General features: G+C 70.1%; 21 protein-coding genes. 12 read left to right on the forward strand and 9 right to left on the reverse strand.

The window, feature by feature from the left end; all coding sequences use genetic code 11:
* The first annotated feature begins 325 nt into the window (after positions 1-325).
* From ACZ48Z_RS42185 to ACZ48Z_RS42205, 5 genes are all read left to right on the forward strand, one after another.
* A complete protein-coding gene (locus tag ACZ48Z_RS42185; RefSeq protein WP_468741241.1) occupies positions 326-2,560 on the forward strand; it encodes an RNA degradosome polyphosphate kinase in 2,235 nt (744 codons plus the stop codon).
* Positions 2,541-3,605 carry a CHAD domain-containing protein gene (locus tag ACZ48Z_RS42190; RefSeq protein ID WP_468741242.1) on the forward strand — a complete coding sequence of 355 codons (1,065 nt, stop codon included), beginning with the start codon at positions 2,541-2,543 and terminating at the stop codon, positions 3,603-3,605. Before ACZ48Z_RS42185 ends, ACZ48Z_RS42190 begins: the two co-directional genes overlap by 20 nt.
* A gap of 17 nt (positions 3,606-3,622) precedes the next feature.
* On the forward strand, positions 3,623-4,048 hold the full coding sequence (locus tag ACZ48Z_RS42195) for an NUDIX hydrolase (protein WP_468741243.1): 426 nt from the start codon (positions 3,623-3,625) through the stop codon (positions 4,046-4,048).
* Between the two features lie 336 nt (positions 4,049-4,384).
* Positions 4,385-5,236 (forward strand): SCO4651 family lipoprotein, encoded by an 852-nt coding sequence (locus tag ACZ48Z_RS42200; protein WP_468741244.1) that lies wholly within the window; start codon positions 4,385-4,387, stop codon positions 5,234-5,236.
* An 87-nt stretch (positions 5,237-5,323) separates the two neighbouring features.
* Positions 5,324-5,500 (forward strand): hypothetical protein, encoded by a 177-nt coding sequence (locus ACZ48Z_RS42205; protein ID WP_468741245.1) that lies wholly within the window; start codon positions 5,324-5,326, stop codon positions 5,498-5,500.
* Between the two features lie 36 nt (positions 5,501-5,536).
* On the opposite strand, the gene ACZ48Z_RS42210 is transcribed toward ACZ48Z_RS42205, so the two are convergent.
* Positions 5,537-5,875 carry a metal-sensitive transcriptional regulator gene (locus ACZ48Z_RS42210; protein WP_468741246.1) on the reverse strand — a complete coding sequence of 113 codons (339 nt, stop codon included), beginning with the start codon at positions 5,873-5,875 and terminating at the stop codon, positions 5,537-5,539.
* Between the two features lie 188 nt (positions 5,876-6,063).
* Between ACZ48Z_RS42210 and ACZ48Z_RS42215 the strand changes: the two genes are divergently transcribed.
* Positions 6,064-6,684 (forward strand): DUF47 domain-containing protein, encoded by a 621-nt coding sequence (locus tag ACZ48Z_RS42215; RefSeq protein ID WP_030043659.1) that lies wholly within the window; start codon positions 6,064-6,066, stop codon positions 6,682-6,684.
* An 8-nt stretch (positions 6,685-6,692) separates the two neighbouring features.
* Positions 6,693-7,691: an inorganic phosphate transporter gene (locus ACZ48Z_RS42220; RefSeq protein WP_468741247.1), complete on the forward strand. Its 999-nt coding sequence runs from the start codon at positions 6,693-6,695 to the stop codon at positions 7,689-7,691.
* 128 nt (positions 7,692-7,819) lie between these two features.
* Here ACZ48Z_RS42220 and pstB read toward each other — a convergent pair whose 3' ends face one another.
* The 4 genes from pstB to pstS all read right to left on the reverse strand — a co-directional run bounded on the left by pstB (position 7,820) and on the right by pstS (position 11,941).
* Complete coding sequence (gene pstB / locus ACZ48Z_RS42225; RefSeq protein WP_355744575.1) at positions 7,820-8,596, reverse strand: phosphate ABC transporter ATP-binding protein PstB; 777 nt, start codon at positions 8,594-8,596, stop codon at positions 7,820-7,822.
* A 41-nt stretch (positions 8,597-8,637) separates the two neighbouring features.
* A complete protein-coding gene (pstA, locus tag ACZ48Z_RS42230) occupies positions 8,638-9,696 on the reverse strand; it encodes a phosphate ABC transporter permease PstA (RefSeq protein WP_468741248.1) in 1,059 nt (352 codons plus the stop codon).
* Positions 9,693-10,697, reverse strand: coding sequence for a phosphate ABC transporter permease subunit PstC (gene pstC / locus ACZ48Z_RS42235; protein ID WP_468741249.1), 1,005 nt, complete (start codon positions 10,695-10,697; stop codon positions 9,693-9,695). Before pstC ends, pstA begins: the two co-directional genes overlap by 4 nt.
* Positions 10,698-10,816: 119 nt before the next feature.
* The gene (gene pstS, locus ACZ48Z_RS42240; protein ID WP_468741250.1) at positions 10,817-11,941 is read right to left on the reverse strand and encodes a phosphate ABC transporter substrate-binding protein PstS; all 1,125 of its coding nucleotides are present in this window, start codon (positions 11,939-11,941) and stop codon (positions 10,817-10,819) included.
* A gap of 288 nt (positions 11,942-12,229) precedes the next feature.
* On the opposite strand from pstS, the gene ACZ48Z_RS42245 reads away from it, so the two are divergent.
* Positions 12,230-13,780 (forward strand): FAD-binding oxidoreductase, encoded by a 1,551-nt coding sequence (locus tag ACZ48Z_RS42245; RefSeq protein ID WP_468741251.1) that lies wholly within the window; start codon positions 12,230-12,232, stop codon positions 13,778-13,780.
* 82 nt (positions 13,781-13,862) lie between these two features.
* On the opposite strand, the gene ACZ48Z_RS42250 is transcribed toward ACZ48Z_RS42245, so the two are convergent.
* The 3 genes from ACZ48Z_RS42250 to ACZ48Z_RS42260 all read right to left on the reverse strand — a co-directional run bounded on the left by ACZ48Z_RS42250 (position 13,863) and on the right by ACZ48Z_RS42260 (position 16,583).
* Positions 13,863-14,558 carry a phosphatase PAP2 family protein gene (locus ACZ48Z_RS42250; RefSeq protein ID WP_468741252.1) on the reverse strand — a complete coding sequence of 232 codons (696 nt, stop codon included), beginning with the start codon at positions 14,556-14,558 and terminating at the stop codon, positions 13,863-13,865.
* 169 nt (positions 14,559-14,727) lie between these two features.
* A complete protein-coding gene (locus ACZ48Z_RS42255) occupies positions 14,728-15,735 on the reverse strand; it encodes a C40 family peptidase (RefSeq protein WP_468741253.1) in 1,008 nt (335 codons plus the stop codon).
* Positions 15,736-15,857: 122 nt separating this feature from the next.
* A complete protein-coding gene (locus tag ACZ48Z_RS42260) occupies positions 15,858-16,583 on the reverse strand; it encodes a trypsin-like serine peptidase (RefSeq protein WP_468741254.1) in 726 nt (241 codons plus the stop codon).
* A 145-nt stretch (positions 16,584-16,728) separates the two neighbouring features.
* Here ACZ48Z_RS42260 and ACZ48Z_RS42265 point away from each other — a divergent pair, with 145 nt between their 5' ends.
* Complete coding sequence (locus tag ACZ48Z_RS42265) at positions 16,729-17,625, forward strand: alpha/beta fold hydrolase (protein WP_468741264.1); 897 nt, start codon at positions 16,729-16,731, stop codon at positions 17,623-17,625.
* A 5-nt stretch (positions 17,626-17,630) separates the two neighbouring features.
* Here ACZ48Z_RS42265 and ACZ48Z_RS42270 read toward each other — a convergent pair whose 3' ends face one another.
* Positions 17,631-18,545 carry an oxidoreductase gene (locus ACZ48Z_RS42270; protein WP_468741255.1) on the reverse strand — a complete coding sequence of 305 codons (915 nt, stop codon included), beginning with the start codon at positions 18,543-18,545 and terminating at the stop codon, positions 17,631-17,633.
* Positions 18,546-18,624: 79 nt separating this feature from the next.
* Between ACZ48Z_RS42270 and ACZ48Z_RS42275 the strand changes: the two genes are divergently transcribed.
* The 3 genes from ACZ48Z_RS42275 (at position 18,625) to ACZ48Z_RS42285 (ending at position 21,727) form a co-directional block, all read left to right on the forward strand.
* Positions 18,625-19,269, forward strand: a complete 645-nt coding sequence (locus ACZ48Z_RS42275) for a TetR/AcrR family transcriptional regulator (RefSeq protein WP_468741256.1) — start codon at positions 18,625-18,627, stop codon at positions 19,267-19,269.
* A 284-nt stretch (positions 19,270-19,553) separates the two neighbouring features.
* Complete coding sequence (locus ACZ48Z_RS42280) at positions 19,554-20,918, forward strand: S53 family peptidase (RefSeq protein WP_468741257.1); 1,365 nt, start codon at positions 19,554-19,556, stop codon at positions 20,916-20,918.
* A 500-nt stretch (positions 20,919-21,418) separates the two neighbouring features.
* Positions 21,419-21,727 (forward strand): hypothetical protein, encoded by a 309-nt coding sequence (locus ACZ48Z_RS42285; protein WP_020140250.1) that lies wholly within the window; start codon positions 21,419-21,421, stop codon positions 21,725-21,727.
* Positions 21,728-21,829: the final 102 nt, after the last annotated feature.

Raw genomic sequence — 21,829 nt, forward strand, 5'->3', positions numbered from 1 at the left:
ACCCCCCACCCCGCCCCCGACCCACCCACCGAACCGCACGCACTCAGGGGCGCGGGGAACTGCGCACACAACGCCCGCCCCCACCGAACCCGCACTCGAACCCGGGAGCCGTCCCGCGATATCCCGCACGCCATGTCGCCGTAACCGCCGGTTCAGACAAGCTTGCGAGGCTCAGCCAATGAAGCCCGCCGTGCCAGAACCCTCGCCACCGCCCGAGGGATCCGCGGGGAACGGGGACGCCCCGGAAGACTCCCCCGTCGCCGTCGTGCTCCCGCTCGCGCCGTCCGACGCGCCCGTTTCGCTCCTGGCGCGGAAGAATGGGGTCATGAGCCAGTCGAACACCCAGGCAGAGGTCCAGCACGTACAGCCCTCCGTGGGCTCCATAGCCGCGCACCGCCCGCACACCGTGTCGGCCACCGTCTCCGATCTCGAACCCGATCTCGACGCCGATCTCGACGCGTACGAGGAGGTCCCGGTAGACGGTGCGGCCCAGCTCCCGCAGGGTCGTTTCCTCGACCGGGAACGCAGCTGGCTCGCGTTCAACGAACGCGTACTCGAACTCGCCGAGGACCCGAACACCCCCCTCCTGGAGCGCGCGAACTTCCTCGCGATCTTCGCCAGCAACCTGGACGAGTTCTTCATGGTCCGGGTGGCAGGGCTGAAGCGCCGTATCGCCACCGGCGTCGCCACCCGCTCCGCCTCCGGCCTCCAGCCGCGCGAGGTGCTGGAGATGATCTGGGCCCGCTCCCGCGAGCTGATGGCCCGGCACGCCGCGTGCTACCACGAGGACATCGCCCCCTCCCTCGCCGAGGAGGGCATCCACCTGGTCCGCTGGAACGAACTCCAGGAGAAGGAGCAGGCCCGCCTCTTCACCCTGTTCCGGCACCAGATCTTCCCGGTCCTGACCCCCCTCGCGGTCGACCCGGCGCACCCCTTCCCCTACATCTCGGGGCTGTCCCTGAACCTGGCCGTGATCGTGCGCAACCCGGTCAACGGCAAGCGCCACTTCGCCCGGGTCAAGGTCCCGCCGCTGCTGTCCCGCTTCCTGGAGTCCTCCCCCGGCCGCTACGTCCCCATCGAGGACGTCATCGGCGCCCACCTGGAGGAGCTGTTCCCGGGCATGGAGGTCCTGGAGCACCACACCTTCCGGGTCACCCGCAACGAGGACCTGGAGGTCGAGGAGGACGACGCCGAGAACCTCCTCCAGGCCCTGGAGCGCGAGCTCATGCGGCGCCGCTTCGGTCCCCCGGTGCGCCTGGAGGTCGAGGAGTCCATCGACCGCGAGGTGCTGGACCTCCTCGTACGCGAGCTGAAGATCTCCGAGGCCGAGGTCTACCCGCTCCCCGGCCCCCTGGACCTCACGGGCCTCTTCCGGATCGCCGGCCTGGACCGCCCCGAGCTGAAGTACCGCAAGTTCGTCGCCGGTGTGCACCGCGACCTGGCCGAGGTCGAGTCGGCGTCCTCGCCGGACATCTTCGCCGCACTGCGCGCCCGGGACGTGCTGCTGCACCACCCCTACGACTCCTTCTCGACGTCGGTCCAGGCCTTCCTCCAGCAGGCGGCCGAGGACGACGACGTCCTCGCCATCAAGCAGACCCTGTACCGCACGTCGGGCGACTCCCCCATCGTCGACGCCCTCATCGACGCCGCCGAGGCCGGCAAGCAGGTCCTCGTCCTGGTCGAGATCAAGGCCCGCTTCGACGAGCACGCCAACATCAAGTGGGCGCGCAAACTGGAGGAGGCGGGCTGCCATGTCGTCTACGGTCTCGTCGGCCTGAAGACCCACTGCAAGCTGTCCTTGGTGGTCCGTCAGGAAGGCGACACGCTACGGCGGTACAGCCACGTCGGCACCGGCAACTACCACCCGAAGACGGCCCGGCTGTACGAGGACCTCGGCCTGCTCACGTCCGACCCGCAGGTGGGCGCGGACCTGTCCGACCTGTTCAACCGGCTGTCCGGTTACTCCCGTCGCGAGACCTACCGCCGCCTGCTGGTGGCACCCAAGTCCCTTCGCGACGGCCTCATTTCACGCGTGAACAAGGAAGTCCAGCACCACCGCGCAGGGCGTCCGGCCTTCATCCGCATCAAGGTCAACTCGCTGGTGGACGAGGCGCTCATCGACTCGCTCTACCGCGCGTCCCAGGCGGGCGTGCCGGTCGACGTGTGGGTGCGCGGCATCTGCGCGATCCGCCCGGGCGTCACCGGCATGTCCGAGAACATCCGGGTCCGCTCGATCCTCGGCCGGTTCCTCGAACACTCCCGGGTGTTCGCCTTCGGCAACGGCGGCGAGCCCGAGGTGTGGTTCGGCAGCGCCGACATGATGCACCGCAACCTCGACCGCCGTATCGAGGCGCTGGTGCGGGTGACGGACCCGGCCCACCGGGCGTCCCTCAACCGGCTGCTGGAGACCGGCATGTCCGACACCACCGCGTCCTGGCACCTCGGCCCGGACGGCGAGTGGATCCGGCACGCCACGGACGCGGACGGCCAACCCCTGCGCAACGTCCAGGAGATGCTCATAGACGCCCGGAGGCGCCGGCGTGGCACAGCAACACCTTGAACCGACGGACCCCAGGTCCGGGAACGTCGGGCACGTCGGACCGGCGACCGGCGACGCCCTCGCGGCCTATCTGCGGGCCCAGGCCACGGAGTTCCTCCGCGCACTGCGCCAGCACCGCGAGTCGGGCGGTGCGGCGGCCGGCGCGGAGGACCAGGTCGACGCGGCCCGGGCCCTGCGCCGCTCGGTCCGCCGCATCAGCGCCAGCCTCCACACCTTCCGCCCCCTCCTGGACGCCGACTGGTCGGAGTCCCTGCGCCCCGAACTGGCCTGGCTCTCCGGGACGTTGGGCATGGAGCACGCGTACGAGTCCCGCCTGGAGCGGCTGTTGCTGGCGCTGCACAGACTGTCGGGGGCGGTGTTCCCGACGCAGCACACGGCCGCCGTGACCAGCGGCGCGGCCCGCCCCGCACCGGCCCCGGACCGCGGCAACCTCACCGTGGGCGCGGCCAAGGCGGGCGCCCTCCTGGACCGCCAGCTGACCCTGGCCCGCACCCGCGCCCACTCGACGGCCCTGCAGGCCGTGGGTTCCAGCCGCTTCCACGCGGTCGCCGACCACATCGCCGTACTCGCCAGCGAGGTTCCGCTGACCAGAGCGGCTCCCGCCACCGGCCTGCACCCCTACGCCGCCGCGGCCCAGGAACGCCTGGAGGACGCCGTGACCGCCCTCCCCCTCGTCACCGCGGGCCACCCCTACAACGCCGAGGCCCTCATCCACGGCCTCTCCCCGGACCCCTCCCCCCACCCCCAGGACGCCCCCTGGCACCAGGTCCGCCTCCTGCTGCGCCTGCACCGCTACGCCCGCGAGGTCCTGACCGGCGACGGACCGCCGGTGGACGTGCGGCTCCACACCGCCGGCCCGTGCCTGGACCGTCACCGGGACGCCTCGGAGGCGGCGGCCGCCGCGGCCGCGGCGGCCCGCACCCCCCGTATCGCCCCGGCGACCGCCTACGCCCTCGGTGTCCTGCACGCCGACCAGCGCCACGAGGTGGAGGCGGCCCGTTTCGCCTTCCAGCAGTGCTGGCAGAAGCAGGCGGTCAACTCCTGAAGGAGGCAGCGACCCCGGTGACCGACACCCCGGAACCCCCCGTCCAGGCAGCCGGCTGCGTCCTGTGGCGCCACTCCCCGGCCGGCGGCGCCCCGGAGATCTGTCTGGTCCACAGGCCGAGGTACGACGACTGGTCGCACCCGAAGGGCAAGCTGAAGCGAGGCGAGGACGCCCTCGTCGGCGCGCTGCGCGAGGTCGAGGAGGAGACGGGGTACCGGGCGGCGCCCGGCGTCCCGCTGTCCATGGTGAAGTACTTCGCCAACGGCCGCCCCAAGGAGGTCCGTTACTGGGCGGCCGAGGCCACCGGGGGCGGCTTCACCCCGAACGACGAGGTCGACCGCATCCTCTGGCTCCCGCCCGCGGCGGCCAGGAACCGTCTGACCCAGCCCCGCGACAGGATGCTGGTCGACGAGCTCCTTGTGCGGGTGTCCGAACTCACATAGGGCTCCCGGGGCCTCTCAGCCCTGTGCGTGCCCCGCCGCGTCCGCACGCGCCAGGCTGCGCGCTCTGCGTGCCGGTCCGCGCCAGCCGCAGGTGCACCGGGCCAGGCAGAAACGGCCTTGTTCGACCATCTGCGTGTGGTGGTCCGGTCGGTCGGGAGGAGGTGGGGGAATCCTGTCCTGCTGCGCCACACTGACAACGTTACCCACCCCGGATGCCACGCCAACCGGCCGCCCGCGACAGCGGCTGCGGTCTGCGCGTGACGGCCCCCGCCCACCCGTCGTTAAAGGCAACGACAGGGAGTCCGTGGCGGACGTCCCGGCTGGGGGTGGGCGGCGATGGCGGAGCGGCAGCACAGGCGGGCCGGTACGGCGCTCGTCACGGCGGTGCTCGCGGCCGGTGCCTGCGTGAGCGGCTGTTCGGGCGGTGGCGCCACCCTGGACGGCGCGCCCGCGGCCGACCCGGTCCAAGCCCTGCGCCGGGCCGCCGACGGCCTGGTGGACGCGGGCAGTTCGAAGGCCCGTACGTCGATGGAGATGGCCACCGGCGGGACCCGCGTCACCATCCGCGGCGAGGGTGTGTACGACTATCGTGCGCGGCTGGGCCGGCTGAGGGTGATGCTGCCGCAGGACCCGGCCGGCACCAGCGAGCACCGACCGATCACCGAACTCCTCACCCCGGGCGCCCTGTTCATGAAGAACCGGGGCGCCGGTGTGCCCGCCGACAAGTGGGTGCGGGTCGACACCGCGACCCTCTCCGACGGCAACCTCGTCACCGGTGGGGCCACCGATCCGCTCGCCGCCGCCGAGGTGCTGCGCGGGACCCGGACGGCGACGTACGTCGGGGCGACGGAGCTGGCGGGGACCGAGGTGCGGCACTACCGGGGCACCGCGGACCTCGCCGCCGCGGCGAGGGGCGCCTCCGGCGCGAACAGGGCCGCCCTGGCAGCGGCGGCGAGGGGGTTCGCCACTGCCGCGGTGCCCTTCGACGTCTACCTGGACGACGAGGGCCGCATCCGCAAGATCCGGCACCGGTTCAGCTTCCTCAACGGGCAGCGCAGGGGCACCGTCGCGGTCGCCTCGACGACGCTGCTGTACGACTTCGGGACCGCCACGGACGTACGGCTGCCGGCCGGCCGGGACATCTACGCGGGCGAGATCGCCCAGGGCGCCGGGAGCGAGCGGCCGTGACGGGCGTCAAGGACTAGCCCGTCCGTGCCATGCGCGGTGTGTGGGCCGCTCCCTACTCTAGAAGCCGGTGACGGCAGAGAAGAGGTGATGCGCGTGGCTCCGGTCGGCGGTACGGCGGTTCAGGACCACGTGGCCCTCGCCGAGATCGAACTGTGCGGAGAGCTGATCATCGCGGCGTCGGCCGCGCACGACCGGCTCAGCCTGCAGAGCATCGACGAGGTGCTGAAGGTGGCAGAGGAACGTGCGGAGGTCCCCGGCGAATGAGCCGGGGGCGCACGTCCCGTCGTGGGCGGATCCGGGTCAGGTGCGCAGCAGGCGGCCGATCGCCTTCGTGGCCTCTTCGACCTTCGCGTCGATCTCGGTGCCGCCCCTGGCGGCCGCGTCGGCGACGCAGTGCCGCAGGTGTTCCTCCAGGAGCTGGAGGGCGAAGGACTGCAGGGCCTTGGTGGAGGCGGACACCTGCGTGAGTATGTCGATGCAGTAGACGTCCTCGTCGACCATCCGCTGCAGGCCCCTGATCTGGCCCTCGATCCGGCGCAGGCGCTTGAGGTGTTCGTCCTTCTGCTTGTGGTAGCCGTGTGTGGTGTTTTCGGCCACTGTCTCGGAGGGCGCCGTGGCGCCGGCCTCGGTCGTCGTCATCGCATCCTCCAGATCAATACCCCTACCCGGTATATCGTACCGAAATTTGCTGGGTATAGGGCCCTTGGTACGCCCCCGTACGGATCACTCTGCCTGATGGGCGACACTGGGGGACGGCCCATTAGCCGTGGCCGGATGATGCACTTAGCATCACCCTGACCGAAACCGATGCACCCCGAGGACCCCTTGTGCGCTTTCGTCTGACCCCCAGGGAGACGAGCTTCTACGACATGTTCGCCGCCTCCGCGGACAACATCGTCACGGGCTCGAAGCTCCTCATGGAACTGCTCGGCGCGGACACCGCCGGCCGGGCCGAGATCGCAGAGCGTATGCGGGCCGCTGAACACGCCGGTGACGATGCGACGCACGCGATCTTCCACCAGTTGAACTCCTCGTTCATCACGCCGTTCGACCGCGAGGACATCTACAACCTGGCGTCCTCCCTCGACGACATCATGGACTTCATGGAGGAGGCCGTCGACCTGGTCGTCCTCTACAACGTCGAGGAACTCCCCAAGGGCGTCGAGCAGCAGATCGAGGTGCTGGCGCGGGCGGCCGAGCTGACGGCCGAGGCCATGCCGAACCTGCGGACCATGGACAACCTCACCGAGTACTGGATCGAGGTCAACCGGCTGGAGAACCAGGCGGACCAGATCCACCGCAAGCTGCTCGCCATGCTCTTCAACGGCAAGTACGAGGCCATCGAGGTGCTCAAGCTGAAGCAGATCGTGGACGTCCTGGAAGAGGCCGCGGACGCGTTCGAGCACGTGGCGAACACGGTGGAGACCATCGCAGTCAAGGAGTCCTGAGCCCGTTTATGGACACCTTCGCTCTGGTCGTGACCGTCCTGGTCGCGCTCTTCTTCACGTACACCAACGGCTTCCACGACTCCGCGAACGCGATCGCGACCTCGGTGTCGACACGGGCGCTCACGCCTCGCGCCGCGCTGGCCATGGCGGCGGTCATGAACCTCGCCGGAGCGTTCCTCGGCTCCGGGGTCGCGAAGACGGTCAGTGAGGGCCTGATCGAGACACCGCAGGGCTCGAAGGGGATGGGGATCCTCTTCGCGGCGCTGGTCGGCGCGATCGTGTGGAACCTCGTCACCTGGTACTTCGGGCTGCCCTCCTCGTCCTCGCACGCGCTGTTCGGCGGCATGGTGGGGGCCGCGCTGGCGGGCGGCACCGACGTGATCTGGCACGGCGTGGTCGACAAGGTCGTCATCCCGATGTTCATCTCGCCGGTCGTCGGCCTGATCGCCGGTTACCTGGTGATGACCGCGATCATGTGGATCTTCCGGCGGTCCAATCCGCACAAGGCCAAGCGGGGCTTCCGGATCGCGCAGACCGTGTCCGCGGCGGGCATGGCCCTCGGGCACGGCCTCCAGGACGCCCAGAAGACGATGGGCATCGTGGTGATGGCCCTGGTGATCTCCGGCCACGAGACGTACGGCGACCCGATCCCGGTGTGGGTGAAGATCGCCTGCGCCTTGATGCTGTCACTGGGCACGTACGCGGGCGGCTGGCGCATCATGCGCACGCTGGGCCGGAAGATCATCGAGCTCGATCCGCCGCAGGGCTTCGCCGCGGAGACGACGGGCGCGGCGATCATGTTCACCACCGCGTACCTGTTCAAGGCGCCCGTCTCCACGACCCACGTCATCACCTCGGCGATCATGGGCGTCGGCGCCACCAAGCGCGTCAACGCGGTCCGTTGGGGCGTCGCCAAGAACATCGTCCTGGGCTGGTTCATCACGATGCCCGCGGCGGCGATCGTGGCCGCCTCCTCCTACGGGATCGTGCACCTGCTGTTCCTGTAGCCGGGTCCCGGCGGCCGCTCGCGCGCTCCGCCGCCCATGTCAGAGGGCCCGCCCCCGTAGCCGGGGGCGGGCCCTCTGTGTCCTCACGGTGGCACCGCCATGCAGCACCGCGAGGGGCTTGGTACGGCCTAGCCGAAGCGGCCGGAGATGTAGTCCTCGGTGGCCTGGACCGACGGGTTAGAGAAGATCCGCTCCGTCTCGTCGATCTCGATCAGCCTGCCGGGCTGGCCCACCGCGGCCAGGTTGAAGAAGGCCGTACGGTCGGAGACCCGCGCCGCCTGCTGCATGTTGTGCGTCACGATGACGATCGTGAAGCGCTCCTTCAGCTCACCGATCAGGTCCTCGATGGCGAGGGTGGAGATCGGGTCCAGGGCCGAGCAGGGCTCGTCCATGAGCAGGACCTTGGGCTCGACCGCGATTGCGCGGGCGATGCACAGGCGCTGCTGCTGACCGCCGGACAGGCCCGAACCGGGCTTGTTCAGACGGTCCTTGACCTCGTTCCAGAGGTTCGCGCCCTTGAGGGACTTCTCGACGACGTCCGACAGCTCGGACTTCTTGTACGAGCCGTTCAGGCGCAGGCCCGCCGCCACGTTGTCGAAGATCGACATCGTGGGGAACGGGTTCGGGCGCTGGAAGACCATGCCGACCTCGCGGCGCACGGACACCGGGTCGATGCCCTGCCCGTACAGGTCCTCGTCGTCGAGGAGCACCTTGCCCTCGACCCGGCCGCCCGAGGTGACCTCGTGCATCCGGTTGAGCGTGCGCAGGAACGTCGACTTGCCGCAGCCGGAGGGGCCGATGAACGCCGTCACCGAGCGCGGCTCGACCGTCATCGAGATGTCTTCGATCGCCTTGTGAGAGCCGTAGTAGGCGGTGAGCCCACTCACGTCGATTCGCTTGGCCATGACTACTTCACTTCCAGATCTCGGTCGCTGTGTGGGCCGCGTCAGCGACCGGTCTTCGGGGCCTTCCAGCGGGCGATGCCGCGAGCCACCAGGTTCAGGATCATCACGAAGGCGATCAGCGTCAGCGACGCCGCCCACGCACGGTCGTACGCCGCACCGGCGCCCGCGCTGTTCGCGTACTGCTGATAGATGTACAGCGGAAGCGACTGCTGCGCACCCTCGAAGGGGTTGGCGTTGATGAGCGAGTTGCCCCACACCAGGAGCAGCACGGGCGCGGTCTCGCCGGCGATACGGGCGATCGCCAGCATGATGCCGGTCGTGATGCCGCCGATCGACGTCGGCAGGACCACCTTCAGGATGGTGCGCCACTTCGGGATGCCGAGCGCCAGGGACGCCTCGCGCAGCTCGTTCGGGACGAGCTTGAGCATCTCCTCCGTGGAACGGACGACGACCGGCATCATCAGGATCGCCAGGGCGAGCGAGCCGGCGAAGCCGAACGGCTCCATGTCGAACATCAGCATGATGCTGAGGATGAACAGGCCCGCGACGATCGACGGGATGCCCGTCATGACGTCGACGAAGAAGGTGACGGCCTTGGAGAGCTTGCCGCGCCCGTACTCCACGAGGTAGACGGCGGTCAGCACACCGACCGGCGCCGCGATCACCGTGGCGAGGCCGACCTGCTCCAGGCTGCCGAGGATGGCGTGGTAGATACCGCCGCCCGGCTCGGAGTCGGCGACCAGGCCCATCGAGTGGGTCAGGAAGAAGAGGTCGAGGACCTTCACACCCCGCGAGATCGTCGACCACACCAGGGAGACCAGCGGGATGAGGGCGAGCAGGAAGGCGACCCAGACCAGCGCGGTCGCGATCCGGTCCTTGGCCTGGCGGCGGCCCTCGACGCGGGCGGCGATGCCGTACGTCCCGACGACGAACAGGACCGCGGCGATCAGGGCCCACTGGATGCTGCTGTGCAGGCCGGCGGCCGCGCTGATGCCGAGGCCGAGGGCGACGGAGCCGGCGGCGATGGCGTACGGGCTCCACCTGGGCAGGCTCGCGCCGCGCAGGGTGCTGGGGCGCTTCTCGGCGATTGCGGTGCTCATGCGTTGGCCCCCGAGTACTCCTTGCGACGGGCGATGATCATGCGCGCCGCGCCGTTGACCAGCAGGGTGATGACGAACAGGACCAGACCGGAGGCGATCAGCGCGTCCCGGCCGGTCTCGCTGGCCTCACCGAACTTGCTGGCGATGTTCTGGGCGAAGGTGCCGCCGCCCGGGTCGAGCAGGCTGGCCTGGATGTCGAAGGTCGGCGAGAGCACGGTGGCCACGGCCATCGTCTCGCCGAGCGCGCGCCCGAGGCCGAGCATCGAGGCGGAGATCACACCGGAGCGGCCGAAGGGGATGACCGCCATGCGGACCACCTCCCAGCGGGTGGCGCCGAGCGCCAGGGCCGCCTCCTCGTGCATCTGCGGGACCTGGCGGAAGACCTCGCGGCTCACGTTGGTGATGATCGGCAGGATCATGATCGCGAGCAGGATGCCGACGGTGAGCATCGAGCGGGGTGCGCCGCCCTGCCAGGAGAAGATGCCGGTCCAGCCGAGGTAGTCGTTGAGCCAGCCGTAGAGGCCGTTCATGTGCGGGACGAGGATCAGGGCGCCCCAGAGGCCGTACACGATGGACGGTACGGCGGCGAGCAGGTCGATCACGTAGGCGATCGGGCCGCGCAGTCTGCGCGGGGCGTAGTGCGTGAGGAACAGCGCGATGGCGACGGCGATCGGGACCGCGATGGCCATGGCGATGACCGAGGAGACGACCGTGCCGAAGACGAGGACCGCGATGCCGAACTTCGGCGGGACGAGCTGGGTGTTCCACTCGAACGCGGTGAAGAAGTTCGCGTCGTCCTTGCTGATCGCGATCGAGGCGCGGTAGGTGAGGAAGCCCGCGATCGCGGCCATGATCACCAGCAGCAGGATGCCCGACCCGCGGGAGAGACCGAGGAAGATCCGGTCACCGGGTCGGGTGGCGCCACGGGCCGCGCGCTTCTGCTCGGCCTCGGTGGGTTGCGGTGCGGGGGGAGGTGCGTCTGTTATCTGTGTGGTTTCCATCGGGTTCTCCGGTCTGCGGAGCCACACGTGTCGTACGGCTCCTGGCGGCGGTGCACCGGACGGTGCGGTCCGGCCGGGGTCCCTCGAAGCGGGCCCCCGGGCCGGACCGCACACTCAAATCAGCTCAGGCTTTCGACGGTGGTGCGAACCTTGGCGATGATGTCGTCGGGGATCGGCGCGTAGTCGTTGTCCGCGAGGACCTTCTGGCCGTCCTCGGAGGCGGTGTAGCGCAGGAACGCCTTGGTCGCGGCCAGGGTGTCGGCCTTGTTGCCCTTGTCGCAGACGATCTCGTAGGTGACCAGGACCATCGGGTAGGCACCGTCGGCCTTGGTCCCGTAGTTGAGCTCCAGCGCCAGGTCGGAGCCGGTGCCGATGACCTTGGCGTCGGCGATGGCCTTCGTGGCGTTCTCGACGGTGGGCTCGACCGGGGCGGAGGCGCCGGTGTCGATGCTGACCGGCGTGATGCCGTCCTTGGCGTAGGAGAGCTCGAAGTAGCCGATGGCGCCGTTGGTCTGCTTGACCTGCTGGGCGACACCGGAGGACTGCGCGGCGGACTGGCCGCCCTTGGCCACCCAGGTCTTGCCGTGCTCGTAGGGCCAGTCGCTCTTGGCGGTGGCGATCAGGTACTTGGTGAAGTTGTCCGTGGTGCCGGAGTCGTCCGAGCGGTGGAACGCCTGGATCTTCAGGTCGGGCAGCTTCACGCCCGGGTTCAGCTTGGCGATCGCCGGGTCGTTCCACTTGGAGATCTTGGCGTTGAAGATCTTGGCGATGGTCGGCGCGTCCAGCGTCAGCTTGTCGACACCGGAGATGTTGATGCCGAGGGCGATCGGGCCGCCCACCATCGGGAGGTCGATGCCCTGGCCGCCGGTGCAGACCTTCTTGGAGGCGGTGACCTCTTCGGGCTTCAGCGCGGAGTCGGAACCGGCGAAGGCGACCTGGCCGTTGTTGAACGCGGTCACGCCGGCGCCGGAGCCGCCGCCCTTGTAGTTGACCTGCACGCCACAGGCCTGCGTGAACTGCTTGACCCAGGCGTCGATCGCGTTCTTCTGCGCGGAGGAGCCGTCGGCGAGCAGCTGACCCTTGGCGTCGTCGCACTTGATGCTGCTGGCGTTCGCCGTGGAGGACGCACCGCCGCCGCTGCTGTCGCTCGTGTCGTCGGAGCCGCACGCCGTGAGGGCCAGGGCGCCGGAGACGGCGAGAGCACCGAAGGCGAGGGCCCGCCGGTTCTTGCGCTGAAGCTTCACTTGAATTCCTTCCGGGTGCCGCCGTCCTGAATCCGGCGGCGTGCGCGAAGTCTGAGTGATACGGGGGCGCATTCGAGGCACACCACGTATCGCGTAAGGCCGAAATTAGGCAGATCAGGTGAAGGCACCTATGGCCGGAAGTGAACGGCGGGTGAACCCCTGCAGAAGGTGCGGTGAGGTCACGGAACGCTTACATCGAGGACACAGTGTGATTCCGGAACCCACGAGGGAACCCGCGCCCCCGCTGTCCCGTCTCGTTCCACGGGAGCCGACGAAAGGCACGGACACATGCAACGGCGTACGTTCATCGCCAACGGCGCCGCCGCGATCGCCGCGGTGGCCACGACCGGGTGCGACGGCAGCAAGGGAAGCGCGGACGCCGCGCAGAGCACCCTCGGCAGGTCCCTGTCCGCGTCCTCCCGTAAGCCCGCCACGGCCCCCGCGAGCTGGGCGGCTCTGGCCCGGGGCCTGGACGGCACCCTGGTCCGCCCCGGTGACGCCGACTGGTCGACGGCGCGCAAGCTCTACAACACCCGCTTCGACTCCCTGAAGCCCGCGGCGGTCGCGTACGTGGCGCACACCGACGACATCCGCACCACGCTCGCCTACGCCCGCGCCCACGGCGTCCGGGTGGCGATCCGCAACGGCGGCCACTCCTACGCCGGCTGGTCCTCGGGAAACAACCGGCTGATCGTCGATGTCTCCGAGCTGAACCGTGTGCGCGCCTCGGGCGGCACCGCGGTGGTCGGCGCCGGCGCCAAGCTCATCGACGTCTACCGGGCCCTCACCGCCAAGGGCGTGACCATCCCGGCGGGCTCCTGCCCGACCGTCGGCGTCTCCGGCCTCACCCTCGGCGGCGGCCACGGCGTGGCCTCCCGGGCCTACGGCCTGACCTGCGACAGCCTCACCCGGGCGACGCTCGTCACGGCCGACGGCGAGGAACTGACCGCCGACGCCTCCACCAACAAGGACCTCTTCTGGGCGCTGCGCGGCGCGGGCAACGGCAACTTCGGTGTGGTGACCGAGCTGCACTTCAGGACCCACCCGGCCCCGCAGGGCGTGACCGCGTACGCGACCTGGCCCTGGTCGAAGGCGGCCGCCGTGCTGAAGGCATGGCAGGAGTGGGGCCCCGGCCAGCCCGACGAGATCTGGTCCTCCTGCCACGTGGAGAACGGCGGCTCGCCCTCCGTGGCGGTCGCGGCGTTCTCCATGGGCACCTACGGCGAGCTCCAGAACGCCCTCGACCGCCTGGCCGACCGGATCGGCTCACCGGCCCGCAGCGTGACCCTGCGGCGGCACTCCTACGAGAGCGCGATGGAGGCCTACGCGGGCTGCTCGTCCTTCTCCACGGACGCCAAGTGCCACCTGCCCGGCTCCACCCCCGGCCGCTCCCCCCAGGGCGCCCTGGGGCGCGAGACCTACGCGGCCCACTCGGACTTCTTCGACCGCTCCCTCTCGGCGGCCGGCATCCAGACCCTCCTGAGGCAGATCACCTCGGTCCGGGGCGGCTCCGGCAGCATCGCCCTCACGGCCCTCGGCGGAGCGGTCAACCGCGTCTCCCCCACGGCCACGGCCTTCGTCCACCGCCGCTCCCGCATGCTGGCCCAGTACATCGCGTCCTGGAAGGCGGGAACGACGGGCACGACGGCCCAGTCCTGGCTGACGGGAGCCCACGACGCGATGAAGCCGTACGCCTCGGGCGCGGCCTACCAGAACTACACGGACCCGACGCTGAAGAACTGGCGCACGGCGTACTACGGCGACGCGGCGACGAAGCTGGCCAAGCTGAAGAAGCAGTACGACCCGCAGGGGTTCTTCACGTACCCGCAGTCGCTGTAGGTCTTTCAGGGGCGCGGGGCTGTTTCGAATTCACGGCTTCGCCGCACGGGCTCGACAGGCCACGACGGCGCCGCATCCGGCACTAAGCGGCAAGATCCCTCTCGGAAGCCGCAGCCTCCTGCCGGGCCCCGGGGATCACCGAGGCCCGCTCGACCCCGCGCGCGCGAACGAGCCAAGCCCCCTTCGAGGACCTCTCGACCGCCCTCATCACCGGCGTGAGAAGAGCCATCGCGAGCGGGGACAGCAACAGAGCCACAGCCGTACCGAGCGCGAACCCGCCGATGACGTCCGTCGGATAGTGCACACCCATGTAGACCCGGCAGAACCCTTCGAGCAGCGCCAGCGCGATACCGAAGAGGCCGAACTTCCGGTGGGCGACGAAGAGTCCGACCGCCAGCGCCATGGTGATCGTCGCGTGGTCGCTCACAAAGGAGTAGTCGGTCTTCCCGGAGACCAGGACCTCGATGCCCTCATGGGTCCGGAACGGGCGGGGCCGCTCGACGAAGCCCCTTATGGGCACGTTGACGAGCACGGCGATCGCGGCGGCCAACGGCGCCCACACCAGTGCGGCCACGGAAGGGGCCGCGTCCTCGCCCCCACGCCGCCGCACCGACCACCAGCACCACACGACGAGCAGGGCCATGCCCAGCAGGATCCCGTACTCCCCGACGTACTCCATGACCCGGTCGAACCAGTGCGGGGCGTCCTTGGCCAGGCCGTTGATGTCGTATAGCAGGTCGACGTCGGGATTCGACCCGGATTCGGCGAGAACAGCCATGGTGCTGCGGCCCCTTCGTCGTCTTTCCCGGCGTACCCATGTGCGCTCGGCTACGTCCCCAGGAACGCACGGCTCCCGTTAATACGTTCCACACTCCACTGAATGATCACGCAGACGTTATCGAAGAGAGATACATCACCGCAGCTCAGGGGGTGGGTTTCACGCTCGGTCACACCGTGGTGGGCAATGCTTTCGCGCCATCTTCGGTGACGCGAGTGGCGCCGAAGTAATCCGCGCTGTCGATCGGGTCGAACCGGATCACAGCACCTGTTCTCGGGGCGTCGATCATGTACCCGCCGCCCACATAAATCCCTACATGGTGGATGGCGCGCGAATTGCTGAGGTCGTTGGAGAAGAACACCAGATCGCCCGGCAACAGTTCACTTCTGGCCGGATGCGGGCCCGCGTTGTACTGATCGTTGGCGACGCGGGGAAGCGTGACACCCACGCTGTCGTAGGCGGCCTGCGTCAGCCCCGAGCAGTCGAAGCGCCCGTTCTGCTCGGCCGTACCGGTGCCGCCCCACAGATAGGGCGTCCCGAGCTTCTTCTGCGCGTAGTAGATGGCCCCGGCCGCCTGCTTGGAGGGATCGACCCGGGTGGTCGGCGCGGCGAAGCTCTCCTCCAGAGTCGTGATGGTCTTCACGTAGTTCTGGGTTTCCTTGTACGGCGGTACGCCCCCGTACTTGATGACCGCGTAGGCGCCCGCGTTGTAGGAGGCGAGCATGTTCGCGGTGATGTTCCCCGGAACGTCCTTCACATAGGAAGCGAGGGAGCAGTCGTACGAAGCCGCCGAGGGAATCGCGTCGTTGGGGTCCCAGACGTCCTTGTCGCCGTCCCCGTCCCCGTCGACCCCGTGCGTGGCCCAGGTCCCCGGGATGAACTGCGCTATCCCCTGCGCCGCCGCGGCACTCTGCGCCCTCGGGTTGAACCCGCTCTCCTGGTAGAGCTGGGCGGCGAGCAGCGCCGGGTTGATCGCGGGGCAGAGGTTGCCCCACTTCTGCACGAGGCCCTGGTACGCGGCCGGAACGGCCCCCTTGGCCAGGGCCTTCGACGCCCCGCCCACTCCGTTCGCGAGGTTCCCGGCGACGACGTAGACCCCCACGACGAGGAGCATCACGAAGCTGAGCCCCGCTCCGAGAGCGGCGCCCGCCACGAGCCACGCCTTACGCACCGTCAACCGCCCCTGGGTTCTTGGGAGTCCGCCCGGGTCAGTTTAGGAGCTTCCCCGAACGAAACCGGGGTACTCGGACGAGTCGGCACAAAGATCGACGCGGATGCGGACGCGTTGCGCTCCCCGGGTCAGCAGACCGCGCGCCGGTAGAGCGCGGCGGCCTCGTCGCCGAGGACCACGCTGTACGACACGTCGGCCGTCGCCCCGCCCTGCTCGTGCCCGCCCAGCACCCCCACGACCCGTCCGTCCCCGTTCACCCAGGGACTGCCGCTGGTGCCCCCCGTGAAGCGCGGGCACTCGATCCGCTGCTGCGTACTGCTGTGTGCGGTCGGCTTGTTGGTGCAGCTGATCGGCACCTCGCGGGAAGAGGGATACCCGGTGACGGTGACGGCGGTGGCCCCGGTGGCCGTACGCGTCACGAACCGGTTTCCGCCGACGGCGTCCTGGACCGCCCCCTCGACCGTGGCGAAGGCGACGTCACTGTCCTCGTCGTACCTCTGGGACCACCCCGCGGGCATGTACCGCTTTCCCACCTTCCACGTCCCGTAAGGCGCCCTGCCGTCCCGGTACCCGGGCACGAACACGATGTCGTCGCGGTTGCCGCCGAGACAGTGCGCGGCCGTGACGATGAGGTTCCGGTGCGGGCTGCGGACGACGGAGGCGGTGCAGTAGTGGTGGCCGCCGTCGATGAGGGCGCCCACCCGGGCGCTCTGCGAGGTGGCCGCGGCGTCCGTCGTCACCCCGAAGGGCCCCGCTCCGTCGTCGGCGGCTGCCTCGGAGGCCGAGGTCAGGGTGAGCAGGACGACGGCGGCGTGGAGAGCGATACGTGGCGTGCACTTCACGGAAGCCAGCATTCCGCACGAAGGTGAGAAATGCGTCAACGGCCGCGGAGGCCGGTTTCTCACACAGCCCCGGACGGCACGGCGAGCGGATCACGGCCGTGTGGACGGAGCACGCCTGGGCACACGGGCCCCGACGGGCGACGACGGAGGCCACGACGTGTTCGACGGCTTCGAGCTGACGCGATGCGAGGGCGACGGAGCCATGCTGCGCGTACGCCACGGCGGCAGCGGCCCCGCGGTGCTGCTCCTGCACGGCCACCCCCGCACCCACGCCACCTGGCACCGCGTCGCCCCGCCGCCGGCCGCGGCCGGTTTCACCGTCGTCTGCCCCGACCTGCGCGGCTACGGCCGCTCCGACAAGCCCGCGACGGACCCGGAACACCGGCCGTACTCCAAACGGGTCATGGCCGGTGACTGCCTCGCGGTCATGCGCCGCCTCGGCCACGAGCGGTTCGCGGTCGTCGGGCACGACCGGGGCGCGTACGTGGCCACCCGTCTCGCCCTGGACCACCCCGAAGCGGTGTCCGCCGCCAGCGTCCTGGACGCCGTCCCCATCGGCGAGGCCCTGCGGCGCTGTGACGCCGGTTTCGCGGCGAGCTGGTGGCACTGGTTCTTCCTCGGCCAGACGGACAAGCCCGCCGAACGCGTCATCAACGCCGACCCGGACGCCTGGTACCGGGCCGACGCCGAGCAGATGGGCGCCGAGGCGTACGAGGACTACCGGCGCGCCATCCACGACCCGGCCACCGTGCACGCCATGTGCGAGGACTACCGGGCCGGGCTCGGCGTCGACCGGGACCACGACGACACCGACCGCCGGGCCGGCCGGCGCATCGGCTGCCCGCTCCAGATCCTGTGGGCCACCCGCGACGACATGACCGACCTCTACGGCGATGTCCTGGGCGTCTGGCGGGACTGGGCGGGCGGGCGCCTGGAGGGCGGTGGGATCGATTCAGGCCACCACATCGCCGAGGAGGCACCCGAGGCGCTCGTCGGCGCCCTGCGCGCGTTCTGGCAGAGGACCGGGCACGCTCCCGCCGCCGTGCCACGCTGACCGGCTCAGCCCCGCGCCCCCGCATCCTGGGGAAAACGCGTCCCGGTGAGCTCCTCCGACGCCGTCCACAGGCGCCGGGCGACGGCCGGGTCGCTCGCGGCCGCGCTCCGGCCCACCAGAGTCGGCGCCCCCCGCATCTCGCCGAGCCCGTCCGGGCCCACGTAACTCGCCCCGGGCAGGTCCTGCGTCGCCGCGTACAGGGTGGGCAGCGCCCCCGCCCGGTCGTCCTGGGCCAGGAACCTGTTGCCGAACTTCATGAACACCCGGGCCGCCGCACTGGACGCGTGGCTCTGCAGGTTGGTCGCCGCGTACCCGGGGTGGGCCGCCAGGGCACGGACCGGGGAGCCCGACTCCGCCAGCCGGCGCTGGAGTTCCAGCACGAACAGCAGGTTCGCCAGCTTGGACTGGCCGTACACGCCCCGCGGGTCGTAACCCGACCGCCGGTCCAGGTCGTCGAAGTCGATCCGCTGGTCGCCCCAGCGGTGCGCGCCCGAGGACACCGTCACGACCCGGTCCGTGAGGTACGGCAACAGCAGGTTGGTCAGCGCGAAGTGGCCCAGGTGGTTCGTGCCGAACTGCATCTCGAAGCCGTCCCGGGTCCGCTGCTCCGGGATCATCATCACGCCCGCGTTGTTGATCAGCAGGTCCAGCGGGCGGTCCCAGCCGGCCGCGAACTCCCGTACGGACGACAGGTCCGCCAGGTCCAGGCGGCGCACCTCCGTGCTGCCGGGCACGCGGGCCGCCGCGGCGCCGCCCCGCTCCACGTCCCGTACGGCGAACACCACATGCGCTCCCGCCCGGGCCAGCGCGTCGGCGGCCGTGAAGCCGATGCCGCTGTTGGCTCCGGTGACCACCGCGGTGCGGCCGGTGAGGTCGGGGAGGTGGGTCGCGTTCCACTTCTGCTGTGTGTCAGTAGCCATGACCTGAATGTAGACGTCGACAACAATGCTGTCAACGACAACAATGATGCCGTCGACAACATCCGGATACGATGAGGTCATGCCGCCCACGAACGACGCCGTGCCACCAGTGACCCCCGAGCGGGCCGAGAAGCCCGGGAACCGCCCCTACCACCACGGAGACCTCCGCTCCGCCCTTCTCGCGAGCGCCGAGCACACCCTCCGGGAGAAGGGCACCGGGGCACTGTCCCTGCGCGAACTCGCCCGCGACACCGGCGTCAGCCATGCCGCACCGGGACGGCACTTCAAGGACAAGCAGGCCCTGCTCGACGCCCTCGCCCTGACCGGCTACGACCGCATGGCCCGGGCCCTGGAGGCCGCCGACGACCCGGCCCTCCCGCTGCGGCCCCGGCTGACCGCCCTGGCCCGGGCCTACCTCGGCTTCGCCCTCGACAACACCGCGCTGCTGGAGCTGATGTACGCCCGCAAGCACGAGCCCGGCACCTCCGAGCAGATGGCCGCCGCACTCGACCGGACCGTCGGCTCCCTGGAGCGGGCCGTCGCCGCCGCCCAGCAGCGCGGCGAGATCGTCGACGGCGCCCCCGAACACCTCACGCTCGTGGTGGGCTCCGCCCTGCACGGCCTCGCCACGTTCGCGGCCAACGGCAGCATCCCGCCCGGCGCGGTCATGGACACCGTCGCGGAACTGGTCCGTCACCTGCTCGACGGACTCCGGCCCCGCTGAGCACACTCCCCCGCCACCGGGCGGCCGTCGCGCCCTTCGCCGTCGAGGAGAAATGTGCGTGACGCGTGTAGATGGTCAAGCCGAGACCATTCGCCGCCCATCGGCCCGCCATTGATCAGTAAGCCCGCAACGCCCTTCGGTATGGCGGAAGTCAGGATTCCGTCGCGCGTCTTGTTGTCACGTACTCAACAAGGGGATGGTCGTCACGGGTCGCCGCCCCCACCGGGAACCTCGCCGGTGGTCCCCCCGCAGGCCTCTGTCAACCACTCCCAGGAGGCTGTACGTTGCGTACGTCAACCCCCAACACCCCCCACATATCCGGCAGATGGCGTCGTATCGGCTCCGCCGCAGCAGCCACCGGCGCACTCCTGATCGCCGGCCTCGGCACCGCGGCGCACGCCAGCGCGGACACCGCGACCACCTCCCACAAGGTGAGCAGCAAGGCGATCGCCGCCGCCGTCGCCAAGGCACACGTGACGTACGAGAGCGCGTGTGGCTCCACCCCCAAGAAGGGCTTCGCCGCCTGCAACGCCCTGCGCGTCACCGGCGGTACCACCGCGTTCATGGAGAAGCAGGCCGTGACGAAGGGCGTGTCCCCCGCCACCGTCAAGCCCAACGCCTCCGCCGCCACCCCGACCGGCTACGGCCCGAGCGACCTGCAGTCCGCCTACGGCCTGACCTCGGCGTCGGCCAACAACGGCTCCGGCCAGACGATCGCCATCGTCGACGCCTACGACGACCCCAACGCCGCGGCGGACCTGGCCACCTACCGCTCGTACTACGGCCTGTCCGCGTGCACCGTCGCCAACGGCTGCTTCAAGAAGGTCAGTCAGACCGGCTCCACGACCTCCCTCCCCACCGCCGACAGCGGCTGGGCCGGTGAGATCTCCCTCGACCTCGACATGGTCTCCGCCATCGCCCCGAACGCCAAGATCCTGCTGGTCGAGGCGAGTTCGTCGAGCATGGCCAACCTGGGCAAGGCGGTGAACGAGGCCGTCACCCTGGGCGCCAAGTTCGTCTCCAACTCCTACGGCGGCTCCGAGTCCTCCTCGGACACCTCCTACGACTCCTCGTACTTCAACCACCCCGGCGTCGCCATCACCGTCTCCGCCGGCGACGAGGCCTACGGCGCCGAGTACCCGGCCGCCTCCAAGTACGTGACCGCCGTCGGCGGCACCGCCCTCAAGACCTCCTCCACCACCCGCGGCTGGACCGAGAGCGTCTGGAAGACCAGCTCCACCGAAGGCACCGGCTCCGGCTGCTCCGCGTACGACGCCAAGCCCACCTGGCAGACCGACGCGAGCTGCACCAAGCGCATGATCGCCGACGTCTCCGCCGTCGCCGACCCCGCCACCGGCGTCTCCGTCTACGACTCCTACGGCGCCGACGGCACGGGCTGGAACACCTACGGCGGCACCAGCGCCTCCTCGCCCATCATCGCGTCGGTGTACGCCCTCGCGGGCACCCCGGGCAGCAGCACCTACCCGGCCCAGGACCCCTACAAGGCGGCCGGCACCTCGGCCCTCAACGACGTCACCTCCGGCAACAACGGCACCTGCTCCGTCAGCTACTACTGCACCGCCGGGTCGGGCTACGACGGCCCGACCGGTCTGGGCACGCCGGAAGGCCTGACCGCCTTCACCGGCTGAGCCGGTCCCTGAATGCCCCCGTCGGGTCACGGGGCGCCGCCCAGGGGGACGTGGGGTCCCCTCGACGGCACAACGGCAACGGGTCGCGACTGCCGGTCGCGACCCGTTCGCCGTGTCCCGAACTCCCGCACCACCACGCCCGGCTGGGACGGCCCCGCCGGCTGACTCTCCGTCAACACACGGGCCGCGGTCACCGACCGCGGCCCGTTCGTCATGCCGACAGCTCTCCGGATAGCCTTCACCCGCAGAACATCGGTGCCACAAGCACCGCAGGTCGTAAGAGGGGTCAACGACGGAACCACACGACAGGTTCCGCTCAGGCCTCATTGCCCGGGGTTACCTGCCGTGATACACAGAGTGACCAGACAGTCGTTCGTACGAAACCCGTCCACCAATGCCGCCAAGTCGACATACGCGGGCGGAATTGTCAGCGACAATGAGGCCTGACCTCTGCGCACACGCAGGGGTAGCGGAACTACCCACCAGGGGCGGTGACTTACATGTTCTTTGCGGCCGACAAGGGAGACATCAACACCATCATTGGCGGGATCGCTCCCGACTGGGGGCCCTTCGGGGCGCTGGGGACGGAAGCGAAGACGATGATCCAGGTCGTCATGGCGGTCGCCATCCTGCTCTGCCTCGGCATCGCCATCTGGGGCGCCGCGAAACAACGCATCGGCGCCACCGCCCTGAGGGACACCTTCAGCGCGGAACAGGGCAAGGGCCTGATCGTCGCCGGACTGACGGGAGTCTTCATCATCGGCTCCCTGGGCACGCTCTTCACCATCGTGTACGGCATGGCCGTGTAGCCGCCGCGTCCGGTCGCCGCACCTCCGCCCCGGCCGGGCGCGCCCGGTACCCCCTCTACCCCACCCGTCCGTCGTGCCCACCGGCTGAGGTTGCGTTCCCCC

The organism is Streptomyces sp. NPDC031225, from assembly GCF_055570355.1.

What these genes read in the sequence shown, in the direction of transcription:
- pstA (WP_468741248.1), bottom strand. Translation starts at nt 9,696, where the DNA reads ATGAGCACCGCAATCGCCGAGAAGCGCCCCAGCACCCTGCGCGGCGCG.
- ACZ48Z_RS42250 (WP_468741252.1), bottom strand. Translation starts at nt 14,558, where the DNA reads ATGGCTGTTCTCGCCGAATCCGGGTCGAATCCCGACGTCGACCTGCTA.
- ACZ48Z_RS42200 (WP_468741244.1), top strand. Translation starts at nt 4,385, where the DNA reads ATGGCGGAGCGGCAGCACAGGCGGGCCGGTACGGCGCTCGTCACGGCG.
- ACZ48Z_RS42275 (WP_468741256.1), top strand. Translation starts at nt 18,625, where the DNA reads ATGCCGCCCACGAACGACGCCGTGCCACCAGTGACCCCCGAGCGGGCC.
- ACZ48Z_RS42205 (WP_468741245.1), top strand. Translation starts at nt 5,324, where the DNA reads ATGCGCGTGGCTCCGGTCGGCGGTACGGCGGTTCAGGACCACGTGGCC.
- ACZ48Z_RS42185 (WP_468741241.1), top strand. Translation starts at nt 326, where the DNA reads ATGAGCCAGTCGAACACCCAGGCAGAGGTCCAGCACGTACAGCCCTCC.
- ACZ48Z_RS42270 (WP_468741255.1), bottom strand. Translation starts at nt 18,545, where the DNA reads ATGGCTACTGACACACAGCAGAAGTGGAACGCGACCCACCTCCCCGAC.
- ACZ48Z_RS42285 (WP_020140250.1), top strand. Translation starts at nt 21,419, where the DNA reads ATGTTCTTTGCGGCCGACAAGGGAGACATCAACACCATCATTGGCGGG.
- ACZ48Z_RS42245 (WP_468741251.1), top strand. Translation starts at nt 12,230, where the DNA reads ATGCAACGGCGTACGTTCATCGCCAACGGCGCCGCCGCGATCGCCGCG.
- ACZ48Z_RS42260 (WP_468741254.1), bottom strand. Translation starts at nt 16,583, where the DNA reads ATGCTGGCTTCCGTGAAGTGCACGCCACGTATCGCTCTCCACGCCGCC.
- ACZ48Z_RS42220 (WP_468741247.1), top strand. Translation starts at nt 6,693, where the DNA reads ATGGACACCTTCGCTCTGGTCGTGACCGTCCTGGTCGCGCTCTTCTTC.
- pstC (WP_468741249.1), bottom strand. Translation starts at nt 10,697, where the DNA reads ATGGAAACCACACAGATAACAGACGCACCTCCCCCCGCACCGCAACCC.
- pstB (WP_355744575.1), bottom strand. Translation starts at nt 8,596, where the DNA reads ATGGCCAAGCGAATCGACGTGAGTGGGCTCACCGCCTACTACGGCTCT.
- ACZ48Z_RS42210 (WP_468741246.1), bottom strand. Translation starts at nt 5,875, where the DNA reads ATGACGACGACCGAGGCCGGCGCCACGGCGCCCTCCGAGACAGTGGCC.